Consider the following 25,352-nt stretch of genomic DNA (forward strand, 5'->3'; position numbering starts at 1 on the left):
CTCCTGACAATGTCGTCAATGGAGGGAGATTAGCTTTCCGGGGGTATTAAACCCAATGTCCGGAACATTACGGTTTGGCCTAAATGTCGAGATGAAATCTCAATATGTGAGACCAAAGCCACCCCTCGCCATCGGCACGTTAGGTCGCTCCCGCGCCGCGCGGAACCGGGCGATCGGCGAATGGTCGGCTACTCGCGACGAACGGTCACTTCGTCGGCGATGTCGCGCGTCCCGTACCCCTCGGGCGCGGGCACCTCGGTGATCGGGTCGGGGCGGTCGTCGAACTCCAGCCGCAGCGCCCGCGCCATGGTGGCGTGCATCTCGTACAGGCAGACGATGTAGGTCAGCTCCAGGATCTGCTCGTCGGGCAGGTGGGCGCGCAGCACGGCGAACACCTCGTCGTGCACCCGGCCGCCGTCGAGCACCAGGCCGTCGGTGTAGGCCAGCACCGCCCGCTCCAGCTCCCCGAACCGGTCGCTGACCTGCCAGGACGCCACCGCCAGCACCTTCTCCTCGGGCACGCCGAGCGCCCTGAGCTGCTTGCAGTGCTGGGAGTAGACGAACTGGCTCTGCCGTGCCCAGCCCGCCCTGGTCTGCCCCAGCTCGCGCAGCACCGGGTCCAGCTGTGACTCCCGGTAGATCTGGAAGCCCTTGACGCAGTGGCGGAAGATCTTGGGGTCGAGGGCGAAGACCGTCCACCAGTCGCCCGGCGAGCCGGTCGCGGTCCCCGTGCCGTCGGGGGACAGCAACCGGTCGTGGAAGAACCGGACGACGGGGTCGGTCACCTCCTCGCGCGGCACCCGGCGCAGGCGCGGCATCAGACGGTCCTTTCGGCGGCCGTCTTGGGCTCGTGCCGGACGTCGCCCGGCTGCCCGACCGGCCGCGTCCAGGCGGCGAACTCCACCAGGATCCCGTCGGGGTCCTTGAAGTAGATGGACCGGACGAAGACGCCCTCGTGCATCGCGGCCGCCACGCCGAACTCGCTGTCGTCGTGGTTGAGCAGCACGCCCACGTCGATGCCCTTGGCCACCAGCCGGTCGCGGTACTCCTCGATGCGCTCGGGCGGCACGTCGAAGGCGATGTGGTTCATCGAGCCGACCGCCGACAGCAGCTCGCCCCGGTCCGGCAGGTTCTTCGGCGCCGAGACCCCCGGCACGCCCTCGGGCGCGTCGGGGAACCAGAAGAAGGCCAGCGCGTTGCCGCCGCCGCAGTCGAAGAAGAAGTGCTGGCCCCAGCCCAGGGGCAGCTCGATCGTCTTGATCAGCGGCATGCCCAGCACGCCGGAGTAGAAGTCGACGGTCTGCTTCATGTCCGAGCAGACCAGGGCGATGTGGTTGACCCCGCGGAGCTCGAATTCGCTGTTCATAGTAATCAACTACTTATCACAGCGTTCAGGCGGAAAACATGACAGGAGGTGGCGGGTATCCGGGCCACGATCGTGCCCGTGATTGTTGTGGTGGCGGGCGCGACCCGCGGAACGGGACGAGGAATGGCGGTCGCCCTCGGGGCGGCCGGGGCGACGGTCTACTGCGCCGGACGGAGCACGCGCGAGCGCCGTTCGGAGATGAACCGTCCGGAGACGATCGAGGAGACCGCCGAGCTGGTGAGCGCGGCGGGCGGGACGGGCATCGCGGTCCCCGTCGACTTCCTGGACCCGGCGGCGGTGGCCGAACTGGCCGCCCGCGTCGAGCGGGAGCAGGGCCGGCTGGACGTGCTGGTCAACGACGTGTGGGGCGGCGACCACCTGTGGAAGTGGGAGACCCCCGTCTGGGAGCAGGACCTGGACGACGGGCTGCGCCTGCTCAGGCTGGCCGTCGACACCCACCTCATCAGCGCCCGCCACCTGCTGCCGCTGCTGATCCGGCACGAGGGCGGCCTGGTCGTGGAGGTCACCGACGGCACCTGGGAGTTCCACCGGACCCGCTACCGCGAGAACGTCTACTTCGACCTGGCCAAGCTGTCGGTCAACCGGCTGGCCTTCGCCTGGTCCCACGAGCTGCGCCCGTACGGCGGGACGGCGGTGGCCGTCACGCCCGGATTCCTGCGCTCGGAGGCGATGCTGGACGGTTTCGGCGTCACCGAGGAGAACTGGCGCGGGGCGAAGGCGGACAGCGCGTGGATGGTCTCCGAGACCCCCGCCTACGCCGGTCGCGGCGTGGCCGCCCTCGCCCGGGACCCCGACCGGCGCAGGTGGTCGGGGTCCTCGGTGACCAGCGGCGAGCTGGCCGAGGCGTACGGCGTCACCGACGTGGACGGCAGCCGGCCGCAGGTGTGGCGCTACATCGCCGAGGTCATGGAGAAGGGCGGCGACGGCGGCTGGGAGGACTACCGCTGAGACCCGCCGCGGGGGACGGACGTCCTCAGCGCCGGTAGAGCCCGGCCATGCGGGCGGCGGCCTCGGCGACCTGGGCGCGCAGCTCCTCCGGCGCCAGCACCTCGGCCTCCGGGCCGAACCTCAGCACCTGGGTGAAGGCCACCCGCACCGACTCCACGGCCAGTCGCACGGTCCCGTCCGGCTGGAGCGAGGCCAGCGCGTCGTCCAGGGCGGCCGGGTCGGCGACGTGGCGCAGCATGCGCCGGCCGGCCGGGGTGAGCCGCAATGTGATCACGTCCCTGAGCAGGGAACGGCTGAACTCGGCCGCCTGCCCGGCCCAGAACGCGGCCAGGTCGAAGTCCGCGTCCCGCTCGAAACGCGGCTCGCGCGCGCGGACGTCCCCCATGCGGTCCACCCGGAAGATCAGGAAGCGCTCGCGCAGGCGGGCCACCAGGTACCAGGCGCCCGCCTTCAGCACCAGCCCGTACGGCTCCAGCTCCCGCGTGCGCTCCTTGTAGACCGCCGTGACCGGCAGGTCGTTCCACACGGCCCTGGCCAGCGGGGGCAGGGCCGGGGGCGGCGGCGCGTCGGCGGCGTACCAGCCGGGCGCGTCCAGGTGGAAACGCTGCGCGGCCGTGGCGGGCGCGTCGCGCAGCGAGGGGGACAACGCCGCGGCGGCCTTGAGCCTGGCCGTCGCGGCCACCTCCTGCAACCCCCTCTCACGCAGCGCCGCGGGCACCCCCGACAGGAACAGAGCCTCGGCCTCGGCCCGGTCCAGCCCGGTCAGCCGGGTGCGGTAGCCGTCCAGCAGCCGGTAACCGCCGCCGCGCCCGCGGTCGGCGTAGACCGGCACGCCCGCCTCCGACAGCGCCAGCACGTCGCGGTGCACCGTGCGCTCGGAGACCTCCAGCTCCCTGGCCAGCTCGGCCGCCGTCATCCCGCCCCTGGCCTGCAACAGCAGGACCAGCGACATCAGCCGCGCGGCGCGCACAGCGGCAGCACCACGGCCGAGGGGCGGGCGGGGGAGTGGAACACCTCGACGTCGGCGGGCACCATCGTGTCGCCGGGCGCGCCCACCGGCTCGCCGGTGCCCGGGTTGCGGGCGATCGTCGGGTACGCGCCGGCCGCCACGTGCACCCGGATCCGGTGGTCGCGGCGGAACCGGTGGCCGATCGGCCACAACTCCACCCGTACCCGGCGCACACCGTCGCCGTTCCCTTCGCCAGTGGTGTGCGGGCCCAGCCGGCGCACCCCCTCGCACAGGTTGAGCGAGCGCCCGTCGGGGTGCACGTCGCAGACCCGGACCACGACGTCCACGTGCGGCGTGCTGGACCGGACGTAGACGTCGGCGTGCACCGGGCCGATCATCTCCACGTCGGCCTCCAGCGCCGCGGAGCTGTAGACCAGCACGTCGCGCCGGGCCTCCAGGCGCCGCTGGTCACGCGGCCTGGAGTCGGCCAGCAGCACGGGCCCGCCGATCGCCGGCGTCGGGTGGGCGGGGTGGTAGCGGAACCGGTCGGACCCGGCCTCCGCCGGCTCCTGCGGGTCCAGCCCGCCGCCCGGCCGCAGGTGCCAGCGCTGCTCCCGCCCGCCCGGCACCGGCCAGTCGGGGTAGTCGCGCCACTCGCCGGCCCCGGTGACGTAGAGCCGCACCGGGTCCGCCCGCAGGCCGGACGGGTCGTCCATGAGGTGGGCGCGGAACCAGGCCAGCGCCTCGGCCTTCGAGGGCCGCCCGTGCCGGGAGTCGACGTGGTACCAGGGCCCGATCGTCAGGTACGGCCGCCGCCCGGCCGCCCGCAGCGCCGCGTAGTCCTTGAGCTGCCAGGGCAGGAAGACGTCGTACCAGCCGCCGAGCATGGTGACCGCGGCCTCCACCTCGCCGACCTTGAGGGAGAAGTCGCGCTTGTGCCAGTACGGCACGGCCGGGTCGGCGTGGTGGGCCAGCAGGTCCCGGAAGAACCGCAGCGGCCGGCCCGCCGAGGCCACGTCCAGCTCGGCCACCGGCCGCCCCGACAACACGGCCCGGCGGGTCAGCCTGGGAGCGGTCAGCATCGCGGCCCCGCCGACGAAGCGGCGCGTCATGGTGTCGGTCAGCGTGGTCCAGCTCAGCGTCGACTCCAGCGCGAACGCGCCGCCCACGTACGCGGCGTCCCTGAACTGGGAGGCGGTGATCTGCGTGGCCATGGCCTTGAGCTCGGGCCCGGCCTCGGCGGCCACGGCCCACTGGGCGTAGCCGAGGTAGGAGGGGCCGAACATGGCGAACGAGCCGCCGTACCAGGGCTGTTCGCGCAGCCAGGCGATGGTGGCCAGGCCGTCGTCGTGCTCGTCGCCGAGCGGGTCGAGGCTGCCGCCGGAGCCGAAGCCGCCCCGGCAGCTCTGGATCAGCACGTGGAAGCCGTTCCTGGCGAAGCCGCGGCCGTACATCCAGCCGAACAGGCCGCGCCGGCCGTACGGCGAACGGATCAGCACCGCCGGGGCCGGCCGCCCATGAGCCGGGGCGTAGTGGTCGGCCAGCAGCGTCACACCGTCGGGCATCGGGACGGGAATGTCCCGCCGCAGCCGCACGCGTCTCATGTCCTAACCAGTAACAGATGTGGCGGGACGGGTGGTAGCCGGGGGTTACGGTCGCGTAGGGAGAAAAGTCCTTGGCAAACTATCCGGTCATGGGACGAATCACTTCATATGTCGCCCTAGGGGACAGTTTCACCGAAGGACTTGAGGACCCGGCCGACCACGGGTTCCGCGGCTGGGCCGACCGGCTGGCCGAGCACATCGAGGCCGACCGCCTGCTGGCCGGGGAGCCCGGACTGCGGTACGCCAACCTGGCCGTCCGCGGCCGGCTGATCGACCAGATCGTGTCGGAGCAGGTGCCGCAGGCGGTCGCGCTCGGCGCCGACCTGGTCTCGCTGTGCGCCGGGGGCAACGACATCCTGCGGCCGGGCAGCGGACCGGCGTCCGTGGCCGGGCGGCTGGAGGAGGGCGTCAGGACGCTCACCGAGGCGGGCAGCCGGGTGCTCATGTTCACCGGCTTCGACCTGCGGCACGTGCCGGTGATGCGGCTGGCCCACTCCAAGATCGAGGTCTACAACCTGCACATCCACGACATCGCCCGCCGCTACGACGCGCTGCTGGTGGACCTGTGGCCGATGCCGGTCCTGCGCGACCCGCGCGCCTGGAACGCCGACCGCCTGCACCTCAGCCCCGACGGCCACCGCCGGGTGGCGCTGCGGGCCGCCGAGGTGCTCGGCGTGCCGGTGGACGCGGACTGGCGGGAGGCGTACCCGGTCAGGCGGCCGCCGGTCTGGACGGCCGCCCGCCGCGAGGACCTGCGCTGGGCCAGGACCTACCTCGGCCCGTGGATCGGCAGGCGCATCAACCGGCGCTCCTCGGGCGACGGGGTCGCGCCCAAGCGCCCCGACCTCGCCCCGCTGCCGACCGCCGGCCGCTGACCCCCGCCCGCCCTGGCTCCGACCCCGCCGCCGAACCCGCCGCCGAACCCGCCGCCGACCCGGCCACCGATCCGGCCGCTTGGCCCGGGGTCCCGCCGCACCAGGGACGGCGGGACCCCGGGCGGTCAGGGCAGCGCCTTGTCCGGGCGCTCGGAGACGCGCACGCCGTTGACCAGCGTGGCCCCCTGCCGGGCGGCGAAGCGCACGTTGAGCTGACCGTCGGTCACCTTCACCGTGTACTGCCTGGCCACCGCCGTGTACGTGCCCGCCTCCAGCGCCAGGTCCAGCGCCGGGATCGCGAGCTGGCCCTCGACGAGCACGTCGAAGACCCGCTTGCCCATCTGCGTGCTCTTCACCTCGGCGAAGTCCAGCTCCACCGTGTACGTCCCGGCGGGCACGCCGTCGAACCGGTACTCCAGCATGCCCTCCCTGGCCGTCCGGAACAGCGCCTGGTCGGCGGTGCCCGCGATGGTCCTGGACGTGCTCGCCGTCTTCGTCGAGGTCGCCACGTAGCCGTACCCGCCCTGGGTCCAGCGGCGGTCGGGCGCCCAGGCGTCGCCGTCGGCGTCGGTCAGCGCCTTCGTCCCGCCGGCGTCGACGGCCACCTGGAACTTGGGCACCACCACGGTCACCTTGATCTCGATGGCCGGCTGCCGCCCGCTGGCCGACTTGACGACCAGCTTGCCGGTACGCATCCCGCCGGGCGTCACCCCGGCACCGGAGAGCGTCACCCGCAGCGTCACCTTCTGGCCCTTGGCCAGCTCGCCCGCCTGCGGCGTGACCGACGCCCAGTCGACGTCACCGGTCACCGTGTAGGCGGTGGGGGAGCCCAGGTTCGTCAGCTCCAGCGTGCGCGTCCTGGTCGCCCCGGCGGGCAGCACCGCGGTCAGCTCGGCGGCCGAGGCGCTCACCCGGCCGGTGACCAGGGCGGTGTCGATCCTGGTCAGCGTGCCGGGCGTGACCGTGACCGGCTTGGTGAAGGTGCCGTAGTTCTCCTTGGCCACCACCACGTCGTGGTCGCCCGCCGGGACCTGCCCGAAGAACGACCCGTCCGCGCCGGTCGTGAACGACGCCGCGTCGCCCAGCTTCACCGACGCCCCGGCCAGCGGCTCGCCGTCGTTGGCGTCGGTGACCACGCCGGTCACCAGGCCGTGCCGGCTCGCGGTGAACGTCACGCCGCGGCCGGTGGCCAGCGCGGCCTCCTCGTAGGAGTACAGCAGCGCGTCCGTGCCCGCCGCGTTCTCGATGCCGACCGTGGCGCTGGAGCCCTGGTCGCGCTCGCTCTCGACGTCCTTGTACCGGAAGGAGACCGAGCCGTCCTCGCCCAGCAGCGCCGCGAACGACACCCGCTCGCCGGTCTCGCTGTAGAAGGTGACGTTGCGCCACTCCACGACGTACTGGCGGTGCGGGGCCGTGCCCACCACGCCGGTGTAGACGCCGGACTCGGCGTCCACCTTCAGGTCGTCCCAGTACGGGTAGACCGCGTTGTTCGGCGTGCCCGTGCCCGGCAGGCGGCTGTTGCTGCCCGTGGTGACCCGGTCGGCGGCGAAGGTGACGAACCCGTTCGTGCTGATCCACGCCCTGGCCTGCCCCGTGCCGTAGAACGGGACCGCGAACGGCAGCGTCACCTGCACGGCCTCGTCGTCGCCGGTCAGCGCCAGCTTCTCGGTCCCGGCGACGTACGGCTGCGCCGCCGCCCGGCAGGTGTAGCCGAAGCCGTCGCCGCGCAGCGGCAGCTCGACGTCCCTGACGGTGCTCCCGTCGTCCCCGTCTATGGAGACCTGCGCGCTCGCGCCGCTGGAGCAGCGCGAGACCGGGGTGACCGTCAGCGTGTACGTCCCGCGCGGCAGCGTCATCGTGTACCGGCCGGAGGCGTCGGTGACCGCGCTCACCGGCGTGCCGCCGGCGGCCACGGTCGCGCCCGGCTCGGGCACGCCGGCCGTGCTGACCGTGCCCGACAGCGTGCCGGCCGGTTGCCGGGTGAGCGTCACGTCGCCGGTCGTGACCTGCTCGGCGGTCACGGTGGCGGTGGCGCTCCCGCGGTCGTAGCCGAACTTCTCCGCCGTCAGCGCGTACTCGCCGGGCAGCAGGCGCGGGATCGTGTACGTGCCGTCCTGGCCGGTGACGACCGCGCGGGCCAGCGGCCCGGTCAGCTTGACCGTCACGCCCGGCACCGGCTCGCCCGCCGCCGTGACCGTGCCGCGCAGCTCGCCCAGCCCCTCGTCCGGCGCGGCCTGGACGGCGGCGTAGGCGTCCAGGCGGCCCTCGCCCCAGACGTTGTTGTCGGCCGCGGTGCCGCCGCAGCTCGTGTCGGCCACGTCGATCGCCGTGCGGTCCAGCAGCGGCCGGGTCGCGGCCACGTCGCCCTGCAGCCGGGGCGCGGCCGACCAGATCAGCGCCACCGTGGCGGCCACGTGCGGCGAGGCCATCGAGGTGCCGGTGTAGGAGTCGTAGTCGTCGTCCGGGACCGAGGAGCGCACGTTCACCGCGGGGGCCGCGATGTTCGGCTTGATCTCGCCGTCCTGGCCCTCGCCCTTGCTCGACCTGCTGTACAGCACGTTGTTGACGTCGAAGCCGCCCGCGCTGTAGCTGATCGCGTACTGACCGGGCGAGCCGCTGGTGCGGCAGGCCGGGCCCTCGTTGCCGTTGGCGAAGGCGGGGAAGATGCCGGCGGCCACCCACGCCTGGACGGTCTCGACGTACCAGGGGTCGAACCCGTTGCCGCCCCAGGAGTTGTTGACGATGTCCGGCGCGAGGTCGGGACGCGGGTTGCGGCCGTTCAGGTCGGTCGGGGCCAGCACCCACTGGCCGGCGGCCAGCAGCGAGGCGTCCGTGCAGGTGTTGACCTCGCAGCCCTTGGCGGCGATCCAGCGCACGCCGGGCGCCACGCCGATGCCGTTCGCGCCCGCCATCGTGCCCATGACGTGCGTGCCGTGGCCGTTGTTGTCGCACGGCGCCGCCGACGGGCAGATGCGCGCCGGGTCGAACCAGTTGTAGTCGTGGGTGTAGGAGCCGTCGGGGTTCCTGCCCCGGTAGCTCGCGGCCAGGTCCGGGTGGTCGTACTGGACGCCGGAGTCGATCGAGGCGACCACGATGCCCTCGCCCCGGTCGCCCAGCTCGCTCCACACCCGCGGGGCGCCGATCCGGTCGACGTTCCACTCGACCGCGCCGGCCCTGGGCTCGGCCCGGCCGGTCACGGGCTTGGGCAGCGCCACGACGGTGACCGGGTCGATCCGGTCCACCTCGGGCAGCTCGCTGATCGCCGACGCCAGCTTGGCGTCCGCGGTCACCCGTACGGCGTCGACGATCCAGTACGAGGTGTAGTCGGCATGCTGGGCGTCCAGCAGCTTGACCAGCCCGGCCTGCGAGGTCCTGGCCCGCTCGGTCTTGGCCTGGTAGACCAGCTGCGTCCTGGCCCGTTTGGTGGCGGCCCGGCGGGCGGCGCCGAGGTCGGCGGTGCCCTTCATCCGGACCCAGAAGGTGGCCTTGCCGTCCTTGTCCAGCTCGGCCCGGACGGTCTGGGAGATCTTGCCGGGATCGGGCGCCGCGTGCGCCGGGGCCTGGGGAACGGCCAGGGCGGCGGCGGTGACGATCCCGGTCAGGATCGCACGCCAGGTGAGGGTGTTGCGCACGTGCTCTCCTTCACGACGTTCACGACGGTGAGGAAGAGGTGATCTTTCCGCCTCTGTCGAGAAGGGTGAAGAGATCCTGTCGGGAAAGCAAGAGCGCTGATCCTAACAAGCTCGGATAAATCCCGAAATGTAATGTGGTCAGCTGAAATGTCGCCACATCGGCCAGGTGGCGGACCACGGCCGCACGGGATCCCGGCAGAGCCACACCGGCATGCCCTGCTCCTCGTTCCCGACGTCCACGCCGTTGTCCACGCGGGCCTTCTCCTCGCAGGAGCCGAACAGCGCGCGGGCCCGGCCGCCCGCGTTCACCAGGATCGCCACGGTCGCGTCGTCCGGCGGCGGGCCGTACTCCCAGAGCTGGTTGTGGCCGGAGTACACGCGGGTCAGGCCCGCCCGGTCGAGGGCGCCGTACTCGCCGTAGTTGCCCGTCACGACCACCGCGCGGGCCCGCTCGTCCGGCGGCAGCGCCCGCAGCACGCCGCCGACGGCGGCGGCGAAGCGCGGCCAGCCGACCGACTCGCGGGCCACCTCGTTGATCGCCGGCACCGGCGTGCCGGCCAGCGCGCCGACCGGTACGAGCGGCAGCGCGAGCACCGCGCAGGCCACCGCGTTGACCGCGAGGAACGCCCACGCCGCGCGCACCCGCCCGGCCCGCGCCCGCGACACGCTCACGCACCCGGCCGCGAACAGCGCCACGATCAACCCGGCGGTGTAGTCGAAGCGGCCGCCGCTGACCAGCGTCAGCACCGCCGTCACCGGATAGGCCACCGCCAGCGCCCGCACCCGCCGATCACGCCACAACCGGACGAACCCCAGCACCGCGACCACCGACACCACCGGCCCGAACAGCGTGAGCTGCATCGGCACGAACATCGCCCGCATCTCGGCGCCCTTGTCCGCGCTGAGCGCGGCGGCCATCGTCAGCTGCGGCCAGCCGTGCGTGGCCTGGTAGATCAGGTTCGGCACGGCCAGCACGGCGGCCACCAGCGCGCCGCCCCACAACCACGGGCTGCCCAGCGCCCGCCGCGGCCCGGCGATCAGCAGGCCCGCCGCCAGGCCCAGCACCAGCAGCGCGATGAGGTGCTTGTTGTAGGTGGCCAGCCCGATCACCGCGCCCGCCGCGAGCCACCAGCGCGGCTGCCCGCGCAGCAGCGCCCTGAGCGCGAACAGGATCGCCGCCGTCCACAGCGGCAGGTCGAAGCTGACCGTCAGCAGCGTGTGCGCCGCGATCAGCGTGTACGCCCCGGTCGCCGCGCCCACGGCGGCCATCGTCTGGGCGAGCCGGTCGCCGCCCAGCTCCCGCGCCACCAGTGCCACCAGCACGACCACGGCCGCCGCGGCCAGCGCGGGGAAGACCCGCAGCGCCGTCACCGTGTCGCCGAACAGCCCGAGCGCCGCCTTGCCCAGCATCGGCGTCAGCGGCGGCTGGTCGACGTATCCCCAGGCCGGGTGGCCGGCCAGGACCCGGAAGTACAGCTCGTCGCGGTGGTAGCCGTACCAGGGGCTCAGTGCGAGGGCCACGCCGGCGGTCAGGACCGCGGTCACCGTCACCGGACGCCACGCCCAGGGCCGTTCCATGGACGTCGAGGCTAGATCCTTTCCCCGCCGTTTGTCACTGCCGGAGCGGGTGTCGCGTTGCGCGATCTTGGTCCGGCGGTTAACCTGGGAGGCATGCGAAATCGCCCTCAGATCCAGTGGTGGCGCCGCTCCTAGGCGGCGCGTTTTCGCATTCCTCTCAAAGGACGGCCGCCCCGGATGGCGGCCTTTCTCGTGTCCGCCCCCGGGGCCTCATGATGTGACGTGGTAAGGGGCAGCAAGTGGAGAGCAGCGGATATACCACCGCCGGGGGCGTCGGCGTCGAGCGCGAGGCACGCGACGTGTCGGAAGAGGCGCTCGAAGAGATCGTGACCGCGCTCGGCGAGCGGCGCGGCGGCGCCTTCTCGTCGGGCATGGACTACCCGGGCCGCTACAGCCGATGGGCCTTCGGCTACGTCGACCCCTGCCTGGAGCTGGTCGCCAAGGGGCGGGTCATCTCGGCGACCGCGCTCAACGAGCGCGGCAGGGTCGTGCTGCCCGCCGTGGCCTCCTGCCTGCTCGCCGCGGGCAAGCCGGTCAGCGAGCCGACGCCCGACCGCGTCGAGGTGCACGTCCCGGAGTCGGAGGACCTGCTGCCGGAGGAGATGCGCAGCCGCCGGCCCACCGTGTTCACCGCGATCCGCGAGGTCATCGCCGCCTTCGCGGGCGACGACCCCCACCTCGGCCTCTACGGCTCCTTCGGCTACGACCTGGCCTTCCAGTTCGAGCCCATCCGGCAGGAGCTGGCCCGTCCCGACGACCAGCGTGACCTGGTGCTCCACCTGCCCGACCGGATCGTCGTCATCGACCGCCAGCGCGAGACCAGCGTCGAGTACCGCTACGAGTTCACCGTCGACGGCGCCACCACCCGCGGCCTGGAGCGCACCGGCTCCTCCGTCCCGCAGGTCGTCCCCGGCGAGCTGCCGAAGGACCCCGTGCGCGGCGAGTACGCCAAGGTCGTGGCCGCCGCCAAGGAGCGGTTCAAGCGCGGCGACCTGTTCGAGGTCGTGCCCGGCCAGGTCTTCCACGCCGTCTGCACCGACCCGTCGGCCTTCTACCGCGGCCTGCGCAACAGCAACCCGGCGCCGTACGAGTTCATCATCAGCCTCGGCGACGGCGAGCACCTCGTGGGCGCCTCGCCCGAGATGTACGTCCGGGTCAACGGCGACCGCGTCGAGACCTGCCCCATCTCCGGCACCATCGCCCGCGGCAGCAACCCGGTCGAGGACGCCGAGGCCATCCGCACCCTCCTGAGCAGCGTCAAGGAGGAGTCGGAGCTGACCATGTGCACCGACGTCGACCGCAACGACAAGTCGCGCATCTGCGTCCCCGGCACGGTCAAGGTCATCGGCCGCCGCCAGATCGAGCTCTACTCGCGCCTGATCCACACCGTCGACCACATCGAGGGCCGCCTGCGTCCCGAGTTCGACGCCCTCGACGCCTTCCTCACCCACATGTGGGCCGTCACCGTCACCGGCGCCCCCAAGACGTGGGCCATGCAGTTCATCGAGGACCACGAGGCCACCACCCGCCGCTGGTACGGCGGCGCGATCGGCTTCATCGGCTTCGACGGCTCCATGAACACCGGCCTGACCCTGCGCACCGCCCAGATCAAGAACGGCGTGGCCACCGTCCGGGCCGGGGCGACCCTGCTGTTCGACTCCGACCCCGAGGCCGAGGAGCGCGAGACCGAGCTCAAGGCCAGCGCCCTGCTCGGCGCCCTGGCCGCGGTCAACCAGCCCGACGCCGTCCCGCCCGCCGTGGTCAGGGAGCAGCCGGGGGCCGGCATGAAGGTGCTGCTCGTCGACCACGAGGACTCCTTCGTCAACACGCTGGCCGACTACTTCCGCCAGGAGGGGGCCGACGTGGTGACGCTGCGCCACGGCTTCCCGGCCCACACCATCGACGACGTCGCGCCCGACCTGGTCGTGCTCTCGCCCGGCCCCGGCTGGCCGTCCGACTTCGGCATGGCGGCGCTCATCGACGAGATCTACGCCCGCGACCTGCCCGTCTTCGGCGTGTGCCTGGGCCTGCAGGCCATGGTCGAGCACGCCGGCGGCTCGCTGGAGCTGCTCGGCTACCCCGAGCACGGCAAGCGCGGCCAGGTCGGCCGCCTCGGCGACAGCGCGCTGCTGGAGGGGCTGCCCGAGGAGTTCACCGCGGCCCGCTACCACTCGCTGCACGCCAAGCGGTCCGGCGTGGTCGGCTTCACCCCGACCGCGCTCACGCCCGACGGCAACGTCATGGCCATCGAGGACGTCGAGCGGCGGCGCTTCGCCGTGCAGTTCCACCCCGAGTCGATCCTCACCCAGGAGGGCGGCGCGGGCGCGAAGATCATCGCGAACGTGCTGCGCCTCACCCGGCGCTGACCCAGGCCGGTTCGTCTGGGAAGGGGCAGGGTGTTCCTGTCGTAGGGCAAAACGTCCGCGGGGGCGTGCGGAGCTCCCCTAGAGTCTCCGCATGCTCCCCGTAGCCCTGCCCGACACGGTGCGTGACGCGCTGCTCGCCCCGCTCGTCGACCACCACTGTCACGGGGTTCGCCGGGACGACCTGACCCGGGCCCAGTTCGAGCCGCTGATCAACGCCGGCGGCGCGCCGGCCCCGCCCGGCACCACGCATTTCGACTCGCCGTTCGGCATGAGCCTGCGCCGCTGGTGCGCCCCGCTGCTCGGCCTGGAGCCGCACGCGCCGCCGGCCGTCTACCTCGCCCGGCGGGCCGAGCTGGGCGCCGTCGAGGTCAACCGGCTCCTGCTGGCCGGGGCGGGGGTGGTGGCGTTCCTGGTGGACACCGGGGACGAGGACATCGACCTGCTGTCGGCGGCCGAGATGGGCCGCCACGGCAGAGCCGCCGCCGACGAGATCGTCCGGATCGAGCAGATCGAGCAGGACGTCGCCGAGTCGGCGCAGATCGCCGTCGACTACCTCGACGGCCTGGCCGACGAGCTGTCGGCCAGGGCCGCCAGGGCGGTCGGGCTCAAGACGGTCATCGCGGGCCGCTGCGGGCTCGATTTCGACCCGGCCAGGCCGAGCACCGGCTCGGTCATCGCCGCCGCTAACCGCCGCCTGGCCGACCCCAAGCGGCCGCTGACCGACCCGGTGCTGCTGCGCCACCTGCTGTGGAGCGCGATCGACGTGGCCCGCGAGCGGGGGCTGGCGGTGCAGCTCCAGGCCGGGTTCGGCGGGCGCGGCCCCGACCTGCACCGTACGGACCCGGCCAGGCTCAGCGCCCTCATGGACGCGCTGCAGCCCCTCGGCGTGCCGGTCATCCTGCTCCACTGCTACCCCTACCACCGCACCGCCGCCTACCTGGCGGGCGTCTACCCGCACGTCTACGTCGACGTCGGCCCGGCCCTGCCGCACACCGCCGCCGCCTCGGCCCGCGTCATGGACGAGTTGCTGGAGCTGGCGCCGTTCCACAAGCAGTTGTTCAGCTCCGGCTGCCGGGGCGTGGCCGAGACCGGCTACCTCGGCGCCCTGTACCACCGCCAGGCGTTGGGCGCGGCCCTGCTGGCCAGGCTGGAGGCGGGGGAGTGGAGCCCGGCCGACGCCGCCAGGATCGCCCACATGATCGGCTCGGGCAACGCCCGCCGGGTGTACCGCCTCTGACGCCCGCACACCGCCGGCGCCGCGTGACGCCCGCACGCCATTAATTCACGACATTTCCTTCACTAATCGGAAATTTACATTTCCGGTAATCAAATTGTGATTTGTCTATTTGTCAATATTGCTGTGATGATCGTGGACGCCAGAACCCCTACGCCACACCTGGAGGTGTCGTGTCCTGGCGTCCCTTCGTCCTCACGGCCGCAGCCCTGTCACTCGCGCTGGCCGTTCCCGGTGTCGCGGCGGCCGACGACCCGCCGCAGCCGCAGGTGGAGTCCCGGGCCGGCACCCGGGCCCCCGCCGAGGTGAGCGGGCTGGCCGAGCCCGCCGCCGCGGCGGACCCCGTCGCCGCGGCCAAGGCCCACCTGGCCGACCCGCGCTACCACCTCGACCCCGCCGACCTGGTGCCGTTGCGCACGGTCGTGAACGGCCAGGACGAGACCGTCAGGTTCGCCCAGCGCTACCGGAACCTGCCCGTCTTCGGCGCCCAGTACCTGGTGCGCTTCCGCAAGGACGGCGCAGGCCGCGAGGTGACCGGCGCCGGTGGCCGCTTCCTCACCGAGCTCGACGTGAACACCACGCCCACGGTCACCCCCGCGCTGGCGGCCCGGCTGGCCCGCGCCCGGCTCGTCCGGGACGACCAGATCCGCGCCACGGTCAAGGCCACGCCCGGTGAGCTCGTCGTGCTGCCGCGCGGCAACGGCGTGCTGGCCTGGCACGTCACCCTGGCCGGCGCCGACGCGGTCAGGAAGCGGCCCGTCCTGCTGGACGCCTACGTGGACGCCCACTCCGGCCGGCCGCTGTTCGCCCTGGACCGGCTGCGCATGGAGGGCCCGGCGACCGGCAGCGGGCAGACCGCGCACGGCAAGACCGTCCCGCTCAACGTCTACCAGCGGGCCGACGGCGCGTACGAGCTGCGCGACCGCGCCCGCCCGATGTGGAACGGCACCACCGGCGAGATCCTCACCTACGACGCCGCCGGCGCCGACGTGCAGCAGTTCCTCGACCCCGGCGTGCCGGCGGGCACCGAGCTCGCCAAGTCGCCCACGCCCGCCTTCGGCCCCGAGCACACCGAGAGCGGCGCCGTGGACGCCCAGTGGGGCGCGGGCAAGGTCTACGAGTACTACAAGGGGCTCGGCCGCGACGGGCTCGACGGCAAGGGCGGCACGATGTACTCGGTCGTCAACGTCACCTACTACGGCAGCCCGTTCGAGAACGCCTTCTGGGACGGCACCAAGATGGTCTACGGCGGCGGCGGCGCCGACCTGCACTCCTTCGCCGCCAGCCTCGACGTCGTCGGCCACGAGATGACCCACGGCGTCATCACCCACAGCGCCGACCTGGTCTACCAGGGTCAGTCGGGCGCGATGAACGAGGGCCTGGCCGACTACTTCGGCAACGCCGTCCAGACCGGCGCGCTCGGCATCCCGATGAGCGACCCCGACGCCAGCCTGCTCGGCGAGGACCTGTGCAAGAGCCTGCCGCCCGCCCAGTGCGCCACCCGCGACCTCGACGACGACCGCAACGCCGCCAAGGACTACCTCGGCGTCACCGCCGCCCTCGACTCCGGCGGCGTGCACCTCAACTCCACGATCTTCTCCGGCGCCCTGTGGGACGTCAGGGAGAAGATCGGCGCCGGCTTCGACAAGGTCGTCTACAAGGCGCTGACGGAGTACATGACCCCGCTCGACGACTTCGCCGACGGCCGCCGCGCCGTCGAGTCGGCCGCCCGCGCCGCCCGGCTGTCCCTACGCGACCGGCTGGCGATCACGCTGGCCTTCGAGCGGCACGGCATCAGGCCCGGCTGGGAGCGGCTGATCCGCACCGACAGCCGTGTCGTCCTGGACGGCCTCACCGACGCCATCGACCCGCCCGCCCTGGCCGGTGACCGGTACGCGGTCACCGACAGCACCCCCGACGCGAACGGTCCCACCGTCATCCGGACCGGACGCGTGAGCGGCGGCCCCGCGACCACCGTGTCCGACGACGGCCGCTGGGACTGGACGCCCGCCACCGACGGCAGGCGCGCGGTGTGGGTCTCCCTCGACCCCGAGGCGGGCCGCTTCCAGGTCCGCTCCCGGCCGCTCGACGCCTCGGCGCCGTCCGCCGTGCTGCACGAGACCACCGGCTACGTCTACGCCGTCGCCGTCTCGGGCGACGCCGTGGCCTGGTCCGGCGAGGACCCCGCGACCGGCGAGGTCGAGCTGTGGCTCAAGCGCGGGAACGCCGCCCCGGTCAACCTGACCGCCGACAAGGGCGTGGCCGGGTACATGCCCTCGGTCACCGGCGGCCGGCTCGTCTACGTCCGGGTGAGCTTCGTCTCCGGCGCCGGTCACAGCACGCCCGTCGTGCACGACCTGGCGACCGGCAAGGAGGTCGTGCTGCCCGAGGTGCCGCCGGCCGGCGCGATCCCGTCGATGTCGATCCAACCGGCGCTGACCGCCGGGCACGTCGTCTGGCTCTACGACGCCGACCGCGACGGCCGGATGGGCGTCATGCGGGCCGCGCTGGACGGCACCGGCCAGACGCCGGTCGTGCCGGACGGGCCGCAGGCGCCGTACGCCACCTGGCTCGACGCGAGCGAGTCGCGGGTGACGGTCGGCGTGCAGCCGGACGGGACCACGCTGGAGAACGCGAACCTGACCAAGATCTACCAGGTTCCGGTCACCGGCGGGGCCCTTGAGCGCTACTCCTGCAACCGCGGGGAGCAGGCGTTGTTCGCCGCCGGCGCGGCGGGCCGCGTCCTGTGGGTGGACGGGACCGCCGGCGACACCGACCTGGTGACCCGCGACAGGCCCGCGCACCGCTGCTGACCTGCCAAGGGCGTCCGCTCGGCGCCCGCCGTACCCTCCGGAGGGGGACGGCGGGCGCCGAGTCGCGCGCAGCCCCGCGAGCTGGTTTGCTTGAGCCCGTCACAAACCACAGAACCCGAGCGGGGGGCTCCCTTATGCGCAGTGTCGAACCCGAGGTCTTCATCGTCGCCCGTCCTGAGCTTGACTACGACGAGCTCGCCCGTTACCTGGGCGAGGTCGGCGGCGAGAGCTGGCTGGAGCGGCTCGACCGCGGCGACCTCGACGCCCAGAACCTCGCCGAGTTCGCCGGCCGCCTCTGCTACCGCTCCTTCGAGCCGGGCCTCAACCCCAACGTGGTGCGCATCAGGGAGAACCAGGACGACTACCTGCGCAACATCCTGGCCAGCGCGCACGGCTCGGTCCTCGAACACATCAGCTTCAGCTTCGTGCTGCACAACGTCAGCCGCGTCCTGACGCACGAGCTGGTGCGCCACCGGCCCGGCGTGGCCATCTCCCAGGAGTCGCTGCGCTTCGTCCGGCTCGACGAGCTGCCGTTCTGGTTCCCCGAGTGGGCCCAGCAGGACCCCGAGCTGATGAAGCGGGCCACGTCCGTGCTGGAGCAGCTGGAGCAGTTCCAGCTCTGGATGGCCGGGCACTTCGGCCTCGACGAGGAGGGCGTGCCGTTCTCGGAGAAGAAGCACCGCACGTCGTTTATGCGCCGCTTCGCCCCCGAGGGCCTGGCCACCGGCCTGGTCTGGACGGCCAACGTGCGCACGCTGCGGCACACGATCGAGGCCCGCACCGCCGTCGGCGCGGAGGAGGAGATCCGCCTGCTGTTCCAGCGCATCGGCGAGCTGATGCGCAAGGAGGCGCCCGCCCTGTTCGGCGACTACGTCGTCGAGGACGGGGCCTGGGTGCCGGGCTGGCGCAAGGTCTGAGGCGTCAGGCGAGCGCGGGCAGCACGTAGACCTCGGCGCCCGGCGGCAGGGCGCAGTCCAGGTCGCCGAGCCCGCGGGCGTTCTCCCCGCACACGATCATGCTGATGTGCCGGCGGATGCGGCCGTAGTCGTCGCGCAGCCGCTCCTCCAGCAGCGGATGGGTGCGCCGCAGCATGTCGAGCGCCGAGCCGAGCGTGGGCGGGGAGTCGCGGTCGGCGCCGACCGCGAACACCTTGACCTCGGTGCGCCCGCTCACCCACCGCCGCAGCGAGCTGGGCAGCACGAACACGACCATCGTCACGGGCTTGGTGAATGACCTGGCCATCGGTCAGAGCACCGCCGCGCGCACGCTCAGCACGTCGGGCAGGTGACGGGCGACCTGCGACCAGCTCTCGCCGTCGTCGCGCGAGCAGTAGACCTCGCCGTCGCGGGTGCCGAAGAACAGCCCCGCGGGGGAGGCGGTCATCGCGTCGCGCAGCACGGTGGCGTGCACGGGCCCCTCGGGCAGGCCCTCGCCCAGCTCCTGCCACGTGGCGCCGGCGTCCTGGCTGCGGCAGACCCGGTAGCGGTGGCCGACCGGGGTGCGGTCGACGTCGGCCGTCAGCGGCAGCACGAAGATCGTGTCGGGGCGGGTGGGGTGGACCACGATGGGGAAGCCGAAGTCGGAGGGCAGCGCGGAGCCGATGTCGTGCCAGCTGCCGCCGAAGTCGTCGCTGCGGTAGACGCCGAAGTGGTGCTGCAGGTAGAGCCGGTCGGGGTGGGCGGGGTCGAGGCAGACCTTGTGCACGCACTGCCCGAACTCGGGATACTGCTGCCCTTCGGGCAGGAACGGCGCCCGGATGCCCTGGTTGGCGGCCTCCCACGACATGCCGCCGTCGCGGGTGCGGTAGAAGCCGGCCGCCGAGACCGCGATGCCCATGACCTCGGGGTCGGTGGGATGGGGGACGATCGTGTGCAGGCACAGCCCGCCGCCGCCCGGCTGCCACCGCGGCCGGTGGGGATGGTCCCACAGGCCCTCGACCAGCCGGTAGGTGACGCCGTTGTCCTCCGAGCGGAACAGCGCGGCCGGCTCCACGCCGGCCCACACCACGCCCGGCTCCGACGGCGAGGGCGTGAGCTGCCACACCCGGGCCAGCGTCGCGTCGGTCTTGTCGGGGAAGGCGATGGGCGGTTGGGGAGCCTCGCCCCAGGACTCGCCGAGATCATCGGAGTACATCACGGACGGACCGAAATGGCCGTACTCGATGCCGGACAGCAAGCGGGGTGTGCCTCCCCGGGTGTCGATGGCCACCGAGGGCACCGCGACCGTGGAGAACCGGATCGGCTCGATCTCGAACGGGCCGCCGCCCGCCGAACGGGCGAGGAACAGGCCCTTGCGGGTGCCGATCGCGAGGACTGCGTCACTCATAGCATCGCTCCCATGTTCGCTTCCCGCCATCGTGCCACGCGGGCGGCGGCGGTGCCGAGGACTGGGAGATTTGCCGCACGCCGTCCGCACGCCGTCCGTACGCCGTCCGTACGCCGTCCGTACGCCGTCCGTACGCCGTCCGCACGCCGTCCGCACGGCCGCCCGTGGACGGCCCCGACGGGACCGCCATTACCCGGCAGGTAATCGTGATGCTTCCCTCTCCCCGCTAAATTTCCTGACATGGGAGCACTAGCGATACAAGAAGAGACTTTTGGTGATTTGTTGCGTTCGTGGCGGCAGCGGCGGCGGGTGAGCCAGCTCGACCTGGCCATCGAGGCCGACGTCTCCTCCCGGCACGTCAGCTTCCTGGAGACCGGCCGCGCCCGGCCCAGCCGCGAGATGGTGATGCGGCTGGCCGAGGAGCTCGACGTGCCGCTGCGCCACCGCAACCGGCTGCTGGTCGCCGCCGGGTTCGCGCCGGTCTTCCCGGAGCGCGAGGTGCGCGCCCCGGAGATGGCCGTGGTCCGCCAGGCGCTGGACAAGATCCTGGCCGGGCACGAGCCGTACCCCGCGCTGGTCGTGGACGCGGCGTGGAACCTGGTGGCGGCCAACTCGGCGGCCGCCATGTTCATGGCCGGCGTGCCCGCCGAGCTGCTGGCCGAGCCGGTCAACGTGATGCGGTTGTCACTGCACCCCGACGCGATGGGCGGCAGGCTGCTGAACCTGGCCGAGGTCCGCGCGTACCTGCTGCACCAGCTCCGCAGGCAGGCCGAGGCGTCGGCCGACGGCCGCCTGGCCGAGCTGCACGACGAGCTGGCCGCCTACACCTACCCCGGCGTCAACCTGAACGTGGCCCACGTGCCGGGACCGGGCGACATCCTGCTGCCGCTGCGCATCGCCGACGGCGACCGCGTGCTGTCGATGTTCACCACCATCGCCACCTTCGGCACGCCGATGGACGTGACCGTCTCGGAGCTGGCCATCGAGACGTTCTGGCCGGCCGACGAGGAGACCGCCGCGGCCTTCCGCCGCGACCCGGCGGCCTCCTGACGTTTACCGGGGACCTTCACCGGGGACGGCGTCCTAGCGTTCCCCGGGGACGACGTCGCGGTGGATGCGCGACAGCGGCACGCCGTCGGCCTGCAGGCGGCGCACCGTGCCGTCCACCATGCCGCTCGGGCCGCAGACGTACACGTCGTGCTCGCACCAGGAGTGGAAGCGTCCGGTCACCTCGGGCAGGTGACCGCGCATCCCGGCGTAGGACGGGTCGCCGGAGACCACCGGCAGCACCTGCAGCCACGGGAAGGACGCCTGCATCGCCAGCAGGTCGGGCAGGTCGTACAGCTCGTCCGCGGTGCGCGCGCCGTGCAGCAGGTGGATCCGCGGCCGGCGGCCCGAGGCGATGACGTGCTCGACGATCGCCTTCAGCGGGGCCAGCCCCGTGCCGCCGGCCACGCACAGCAGGTCGCGGGCGCTGTGCTCGCGCGGCGTCATCGTGCCCATCGGCGGGCCGAGCATGACCGTGTCGCCGATCCTGGTGTGCCTGGTCAGGGCCGTGGACACCCAGCCGCCCGGCACCGAGCGCACGTGCAGACTGACCGTGTCGTCCGGGCGCGGCGCGTTGGCGATGGAGAACGCGCGCCACACCCGCGGCCAGCGCGCGGTCTGGACGGTGACGTACTGGCCCGCCGTGTACGGCAGCCGCCGCGCGGGCCGCAGCGTGACCACCGCGATGTCGGGACGGCGCAGCTCGTGGTCGACGACCTCGGCCGGCCACCAGGCCGGCGAGACCCCCGCCTGCGACTCGGCCGACTCGATCATCAGGTTGGCCGCCGCCGTGTACGCCGACACCCACGCCGCCTCGATCTCGTCGTTCCACACCTCGGCGGCGAAGCGCCGGATCGTGGCCAGCAGGGCGGTGCCGACGGCCGTGTAGTGCTCGGCGAGCACCCCGTACTTGCGATGGTCCCTGCCGAGCTGGCCGAGGTAGGCGGCCAGGCCGTCCGGGCTGTCCAGGCTCCACACGATCCGGGTCAGCGCGCCGAACAGCCGGTCGCGCTGGACGTCCATCGCGGGCGGGAACATGCCCCGCAGGTGCGGGCTCGCGGCGAACAGCCGCCCGTAGAAGTACGCGGTCGCCTTGTCGGCCACGGGCTCGACGAGTGAGAAGCTCTCCTTCACCAGTCGTGGATTCAACGACATGAACTCAACCCCACCCCATTGGACCGGAAAATCGATTCCGGCCGCGTCGGCCACCTCCTGACGGCTCCGGGTCGTGAACGCGCTGCGTGCCCCGGCACATCCGGCGCGCTCGGAAATGAGTCTTACACCACCTCTGATGCGTCACAACCGATTCACCCCAATTGCGATATGGGGTTTTCCGGCGGAGAAAACGAATAAAAGTGATTTTCGTCTTTCGCTTTCCGGTGTTTCCCGCCGGGCGGCTGAGGCGTAGCATCCCGCCATGGCAGTCCTCCACCCCTGGCGGGTGGCCTGGGAAGGCGCGCGCACCTTCGTGTCGGCCGCGACCACGGACGCCTACCGGTGGCTCGCCCGCCGCCTCGGGCTCATTCACCAGTGCCGGCCCGGCGAGACCCGGCTGACCACCGGGACAGCCTCCCGCCTGCCCTGACCCGCCCCCTGGAGATCCGCATGTCCCGACCGCTCATCGGCATCACCGCCTACCTGGAGGCCGCCCGCTGGGGCGACTGGGTGCGCGAGGCCGTGCTGTCACCGCCGTCCTACGCCAAGGCGATCGAGCGGGCCGGCGGCGCGCCGGTGCTGCTGCCACCGCTCGATCCGCACGTCGCCGGCGACCACGTCGGCGGCCTGTCCGGCGTCCTGCTGGCCGGCGGCGTCGGCCTCGGCGCCGCGGCCTACGGCGGCGAGCACGACGAGCGCGCGCCCGAGCCGCAGGCCCACCGCGACCGGTACGAGCTGGCCCTGGCCAGGGCCGCCGTCCGGGCCGGCCTGCCGATCCTGGCGATCGCCCGCGGCCTGCACGTCCTCAACGTCGCCCAGGGCGGCACGCTGATCCCGTGGCTGCCCGAGGTGCTCGGCCACGAGCGGCACGGCGAGCCCGGCGTGGTGCACGACATCCAGGTGAGCGTGTCGAGCAGGCTCGGCAAGGCCGTCGGCGACCACGTCGAGGCGGTCGCGCCGCACCACCAGTCCGTGCGCCGCCTGGGCAGCGGCCTGATCGCGGTGGCCTGGGCCGACGACCAGATCGTCGAGGGCGTCGAGCTCCAGGGCCACCGGTTCTGCGTCGGCGTCCAGTGGCATCCAGAACGCGGCGGGGACAATCGGCTCTTCGATGCGTTCGTCGAGGCGGCCCGCTAGGCTGCGCTCATGCCGCTGCACCCCCAGGCGCGGGACTACGTCGCCCTCTACCCGTCGGACCTCAACGCCGACCTGGCCACGCTCGACCTGGCCACGATCCAGGAGATGCGCGCGCACGACGGCTTCGCGGCCCAGCGGGGGCCGCTGACCAAACTCCCGTTCGTCCGCGACGAGCTCGCCGGCGACGTGCCGATCCGCATCTACCGCGCCGACCCCGGCGACGGCCTGCTGCCCGTCGTGGTCTACTTCCACGGCGGCGGCTGGGTCTTCGGCAGCGTCAGGCGCAACGACGCGCTCGGCCGCGACCTGGCCCTGCGCACCGGCGCCGTGGTCGTCTCGGCCGACTACCGGCTGGCCCCGGAACACCCCTTCCCGGCCGCCGCCGACGACGCCTGGACCGTCGTGCGCGACGTCTTCGCCAGGCCCGCCTTCTACCAGAGCAACGGCAGCGTGGCCGTCGTCGGCGACAGCGCGGGCGGCAACCTGGCCGCCGTCGCCGCCTGGCGGGCCGCCGGGTCCGGCATCCGGCTGGCCCACCAGGCGCTGGTCTACCCGGTGCTCGACACCGCCATGGACACCCCCAGCTACCGCGCCTACGCCAAGGGCTTCGGGCTCGACGCCGCCGAGATGGCCTGGTTCGCCGAGCGTTACGCGCCCGGCGCCGACCCCGCCGACCCGCTGCTGAGCCCGCTGCGCATCGCCGACCTGACCGGCCTGCCGCCGGCCACCGTCCTCACCGCCGAGTGCGACGTGCTCAGGGACGAGGGCGAACACTACGCCCGCCGCCTGGCCGACGCCGGCGTGCCGGTGGAGGCGCGCAGGTTCGACGGCGCGATCCACGGCTTCTTCGGCCTGCCCGGCCTGTTCGACCAGGCGGCCGAGGCCAGGCAGTACATCGCCGACCGCCTGCGGGAGCACCTGTGACCTACACCAGGCTCAAGCTCGACACCCCGGCCGAGGGCGTGCTGCGGGTCACCATCAGCGAGCCCGGCAGGCTCAACGCCGTCGACATGACCGGCCACCGCGAGCTGAGCGAGATCTGGCGCGAGGCCGACCGCGACGACTCCGTCCGGGCGATCGTGGTCAGGGGCGAGGGCACGGCGTTCTCGGCCGGCGGCGACCTGTCGATGATCGAGGAGATGACCCGCGACCACGCCACCCGGATGCGCGTGTTCGCCGAGGCCCGCGACATCGTCTACAACGTGCTCAACTGCTCCAAGCCGATCGTCTCGGCCGTCCAGGGCCCGGCCGTGGGCGCCGGGCTCGCGGTGGCGCTGCTGGCCGACATCTCGGTCGCCGGCCGCACCGCGCGCATCATCGACGGCCACACCCGGCTCGGCGTCGCCGCCGGCGACCACGCCGCGATCATCTGGCCGCTGCTGTGCGGCATGGCCAAGGCCAAGTACCACCTGCTGCTGTGCGAGCCCGTCACCGGCGAGCAGGCCGAGCGCATGGGCCTGGTCAGCCTGTGCGTCGATGACGACCAGGTGCACGACAAGGCGATGGAGATCGCGGTCCGGCTCGCCCAGGGCTCCCAGGAGGCGATCCGGCTGACCAAATACTCGCTCAACAACTGGCTGCGCCTGGCCGGCCCGTCCTTCGACGCCTCGCTGGCGATGGAGTTCCTCGGCTTCACCGGCCCCGACGTGGTCGAGGGCGTGCGCGCGGTGCGCGAGAAGCGGCCGCCCGCCTTCGGCTGAGCCGGGCACGTGTGCTTGTCCGGGCCCGGGGTAGGCGCACCCTCATGACGGACAACGATGTGGTCGACCTGCTGGTGCGCCAGCATGAGCAGATCAAGAGCCAGTTCACGGAGGTCGAGAACGCTGCCCCCGAGGACAAAGCAGCGGCTTTCCAGAGGCTGGTGCGCCTGCTGGCCGTCCACGAGACAGCAGAGGAGGAGATCGTCCACCCGTACGCGCGCCGCCACGTCGACAACGGTGACGACCTGGTGGACGAGCGACTGGCCGAGGAGAACGCGGCCAAGGACATGCTCACCCTGATGGAGCGGGCGGGCGTCGACGACCCGCAGTTCGCGGCCAACCTGGCCACGCTGCGCAAGGCCGTCGTCGAGCACGCCGAGGCCGAGGAACGCGACGAGTTCCCCAGGCTGAGGCAGGCCGCCGGCGACAAGGAGCTGCACGCGATGGCGATCGGGGTCAAGGCCGCCGAGGCGATCGCGCCCACGCATCCGCACGCCGGCGTCGAGACCGCGCCGAAGAACCTGCTGGCGGGCCCGCCCGCCGCGATCATGGACAGGGCCCGCGACGTGATCCGCAAGGCGACGGGCAGGGCCTGAGGGCCG

At 72.8% G+C, this 25,352-nt stretch carries 21 protein-coding genes; 12 read left to right on the plus strand and 9 right to left on the minus strand.

Annotated elements, in window-relative coordinates:
- Positions 1-188 precede the first annotated feature (188 nt).
- Together ABZ444_RS41230 and ABZ444_RS41235 are read right to left on the minus strand one after the other, a co-directional pair.
- Positions 189-818 (minus strand): carboxymuconolactone decarboxylase family protein, encoded by a 630-nt coding sequence (locus ABZ444_RS41230; protein ID WP_358009307.1) that lies wholly within the window; start codon positions 816-818, stop codon positions 189-191.
- Complete coding sequence (locus tag ABZ444_RS41235) at positions 818-1,366, minus strand: VOC family protein (RefSeq protein ID WP_358009309.1); 549 nt, start codon at positions 1,364-1,366, stop codon at positions 818-820. The genes ABZ444_RS41230 and ABZ444_RS41235 overlap by 1 nt, the downstream gene beginning before the upstream one ends.
- A gap of 78 nt (positions 1,367-1,444) precedes the next feature.
- Here ABZ444_RS41235 and ABZ444_RS41240 point away from each other — a divergent pair, with 78 nt between their 5' ends.
- The gene (locus tag ABZ444_RS41240; protein ID WP_358009311.1) at positions 1,445-2,335 is read left to right on the plus strand and encodes an SDR family oxidoreductase; all 891 of its coding nucleotides are present in this window, start codon (positions 1,445-1,447) and stop codon (positions 2,333-2,335) included.
- Between the two features lie 25 nt (positions 2,336-2,360).
- Here the strand turns inward: ABZ444_RS41240 and ABZ444_RS41245 are convergent, their stop codons facing one another.
- The gene (locus ABZ444_RS41245; RefSeq protein ID WP_358009313.1) at positions 2,361-3,305 is read right to left on the minus strand and encodes a WYL domain-containing protein; all 945 of its coding nucleotides are present in this window, start codon (positions 3,303-3,305) and stop codon (positions 2,361-2,363) included.
- A complete protein-coding gene (locus ABZ444_RS41250) occupies positions 3,287-4,888 on the minus strand; it encodes a CocE/NonD family hydrolase (protein ID WP_358009315.1) in 1,602 nt (533 codons plus the stop codon). The genes ABZ444_RS41245 and ABZ444_RS41250 overlap by 19 nt, the downstream gene beginning before the upstream one ends.
- Before the next feature lie 89 nt (positions 4,889-4,977).
- On the opposite strand from ABZ444_RS41250, the gene ABZ444_RS41255 reads away from it, so the two are divergent.
- A complete protein-coding gene (locus tag ABZ444_RS41255) occupies positions 4,978-5,763 on the plus strand; it encodes an SGNH/GDSL hydrolase family protein (RefSeq protein ID WP_358009317.1) in 786 nt (261 codons plus the stop codon).
- Positions 5,764-5,888: 125 nt separating this feature from the next.
- Here ABZ444_RS41255 and ABZ444_RS41260 read toward each other — a convergent pair whose 3' ends face one another.
- Complete coding sequence (locus ABZ444_RS41260) at positions 5,889-9,395, minus strand: S8 family serine peptidase (RefSeq protein ID WP_358009319.1); 3,507 nt, start codon at positions 9,393-9,395, stop codon at positions 5,889-5,891.
- 138 nt (positions 9,396-9,533) lie between these two features.
- On the minus strand, positions 9,534-10,973 hold the full coding sequence (locus ABZ444_RS41265; RefSeq protein ID WP_358009321.1) for a glycosyltransferase family 39 protein: 1,440 nt from the start codon (positions 10,971-10,973) through the stop codon (positions 9,534-9,536).
- 239 nt (positions 10,974-11,212) lie between these two features.
- Here ABZ444_RS41265 and ABZ444_RS41270 point away from each other — a divergent pair, with 239 nt between their 5' ends.
- The 4 genes from ABZ444_RS41270 (at position 11,213) to thyX (ending at position 18,303) form a co-directional block, all read left to right on the plus strand.
- Positions 11,213-13,339, plus strand: a complete 2,127-nt coding sequence (locus ABZ444_RS41270; protein ID WP_357975549.1) for an anthranilate synthase component I — start codon at positions 11,213-11,215, stop codon at positions 13,337-13,339.
- A 91-nt stretch (positions 13,340-13,430) separates the two neighbouring features.
- Positions 13,431-14,576, plus strand: a complete 1,146-nt coding sequence (locus ABZ444_RS41275) for an amidohydrolase family protein (protein ID WP_358009323.1) — start codon at positions 13,431-13,433, stop codon at positions 14,574-14,576.
- A 170-nt stretch (positions 14,577-14,746) separates the two neighbouring features.
- Positions 14,747-17,386, plus strand: coding sequence for a M4 family metallopeptidase (locus tag ABZ444_RS41280; RefSeq protein WP_358009325.1), 2,640 nt, complete (start codon positions 14,747-14,749; stop codon positions 17,384-17,386).
- A 134-nt stretch (positions 17,387-17,520) separates the two neighbouring features.
- Entirely contained in the window at positions 17,521-18,303 is a 783-nt protein-coding gene (thyX, locus tag ABZ444_RS41285) for an FAD-dependent thymidylate synthase (protein ID WP_358009327.1), read from the plus strand.
- Between the two features lie 4 nt (positions 18,304-18,307).
- Here thyX and ABZ444_RS41290 read toward each other — a convergent pair whose 3' ends face one another.
- A complete protein-coding gene (locus ABZ444_RS41290; RefSeq protein WP_357975558.1) occupies positions 18,308-18,628 on the minus strand; it encodes a hypothetical protein in 321 nt (106 codons plus the stop codon).
- Between the two features lie 3 nt (positions 18,629-18,631).
- Positions 18,632-19,711, minus strand: a complete 1,080-nt coding sequence (locus ABZ444_RS41295) for an exo-alpha-sialidase (protein ID WP_358009329.1) — start codon at positions 19,709-19,711, stop codon at positions 18,632-18,634.
- A 279-nt stretch (positions 19,712-19,990) separates the two neighbouring features.
- Here ABZ444_RS41295 and ABZ444_RS41300 point away from each other — a divergent pair, with 279 nt between their 5' ends.
- Entirely contained in the window at positions 19,991-20,761 is a 771-nt protein-coding gene (locus ABZ444_RS41300; RefSeq protein ID WP_358009331.1) for a helix-turn-helix transcriptional regulator, read from the plus strand.
- A 33-nt stretch (positions 20,762-20,794) separates the two neighbouring features.
- On the opposite strand, the gene ABZ444_RS41305 is transcribed toward ABZ444_RS41300, so the two are convergent.
- On the minus strand, positions 20,795-21,913 hold the full coding sequence (locus ABZ444_RS41305) for a globin domain-containing protein (RefSeq protein ID WP_358009333.1): 1,119 nt from the start codon (positions 21,911-21,913) through the stop codon (positions 20,795-20,797).
- 262 nt (positions 21,914-22,175) lie between these two features.
- On the opposite strand from ABZ444_RS41305, the gene ABZ444_RS41310 reads away from it, so the two are divergent.
- From ABZ444_RS41310 to ABZ444_RS41330, 5 genes are read left to right on the plus strand one after another with little or no spacing between them, the layout of a single operon-like run.
- A complete protein-coding gene (locus ABZ444_RS41310) occupies positions 22,176-22,343 on the plus strand; it encodes a hypothetical protein (protein WP_358009335.1) in 168 nt (55 codons plus the stop codon).
- Positions 22,344-22,363: 20 nt separating this feature from the next.
- Positions 22,364-23,050 carry a gamma-glutamyl-gamma-aminobutyrate hydrolase family protein gene (locus ABZ444_RS41315; protein ID WP_358009337.1) on the plus strand — a complete coding sequence of 229 codons (687 nt, stop codon included), beginning with the start codon at positions 22,364-22,366 and terminating at the stop codon, positions 23,048-23,050.
- A 9-nt stretch (positions 23,051-23,059) separates the two neighbouring features.
- The gene (locus ABZ444_RS41320; protein WP_358009339.1) at positions 23,060-23,974 is read left to right on the plus strand and encodes an alpha/beta hydrolase; all 915 of its coding nucleotides are present in this window, start codon (positions 23,060-23,062) and stop codon (positions 23,972-23,974) included.
- Positions 23,971-24,750 carry an enoyl-CoA hydratase/isomerase family protein gene (locus tag ABZ444_RS41325; protein ID WP_358009341.1) on the plus strand — a complete coding sequence of 260 codons (780 nt, stop codon included), beginning with the start codon at positions 23,971-23,973 and terminating at the stop codon, positions 24,748-24,750. Before ABZ444_RS41320 ends, ABZ444_RS41325 begins: the two co-directional genes overlap by 4 nt.
- Positions 24,751-24,794: 44 nt before the next feature.
- A complete protein-coding gene (locus ABZ444_RS41330; RefSeq protein ID WP_358009343.1) occupies positions 24,795-25,346 on the plus strand; it encodes a hemerythrin domain-containing protein in 552 nt (183 codons plus the stop codon).
- Positions 25,347-25,352: the final 6 nt, after the last annotated feature.

This window comes from Nonomuraea sp. NPDC005730 (assembly GCF_040630865.1).
Taxonomy (GTDB): domain Bacteria; phylum Actinomycetota; class Actinomycetes; order Streptosporangiales; family Streptosporangiaceae; genus Nonomuraea.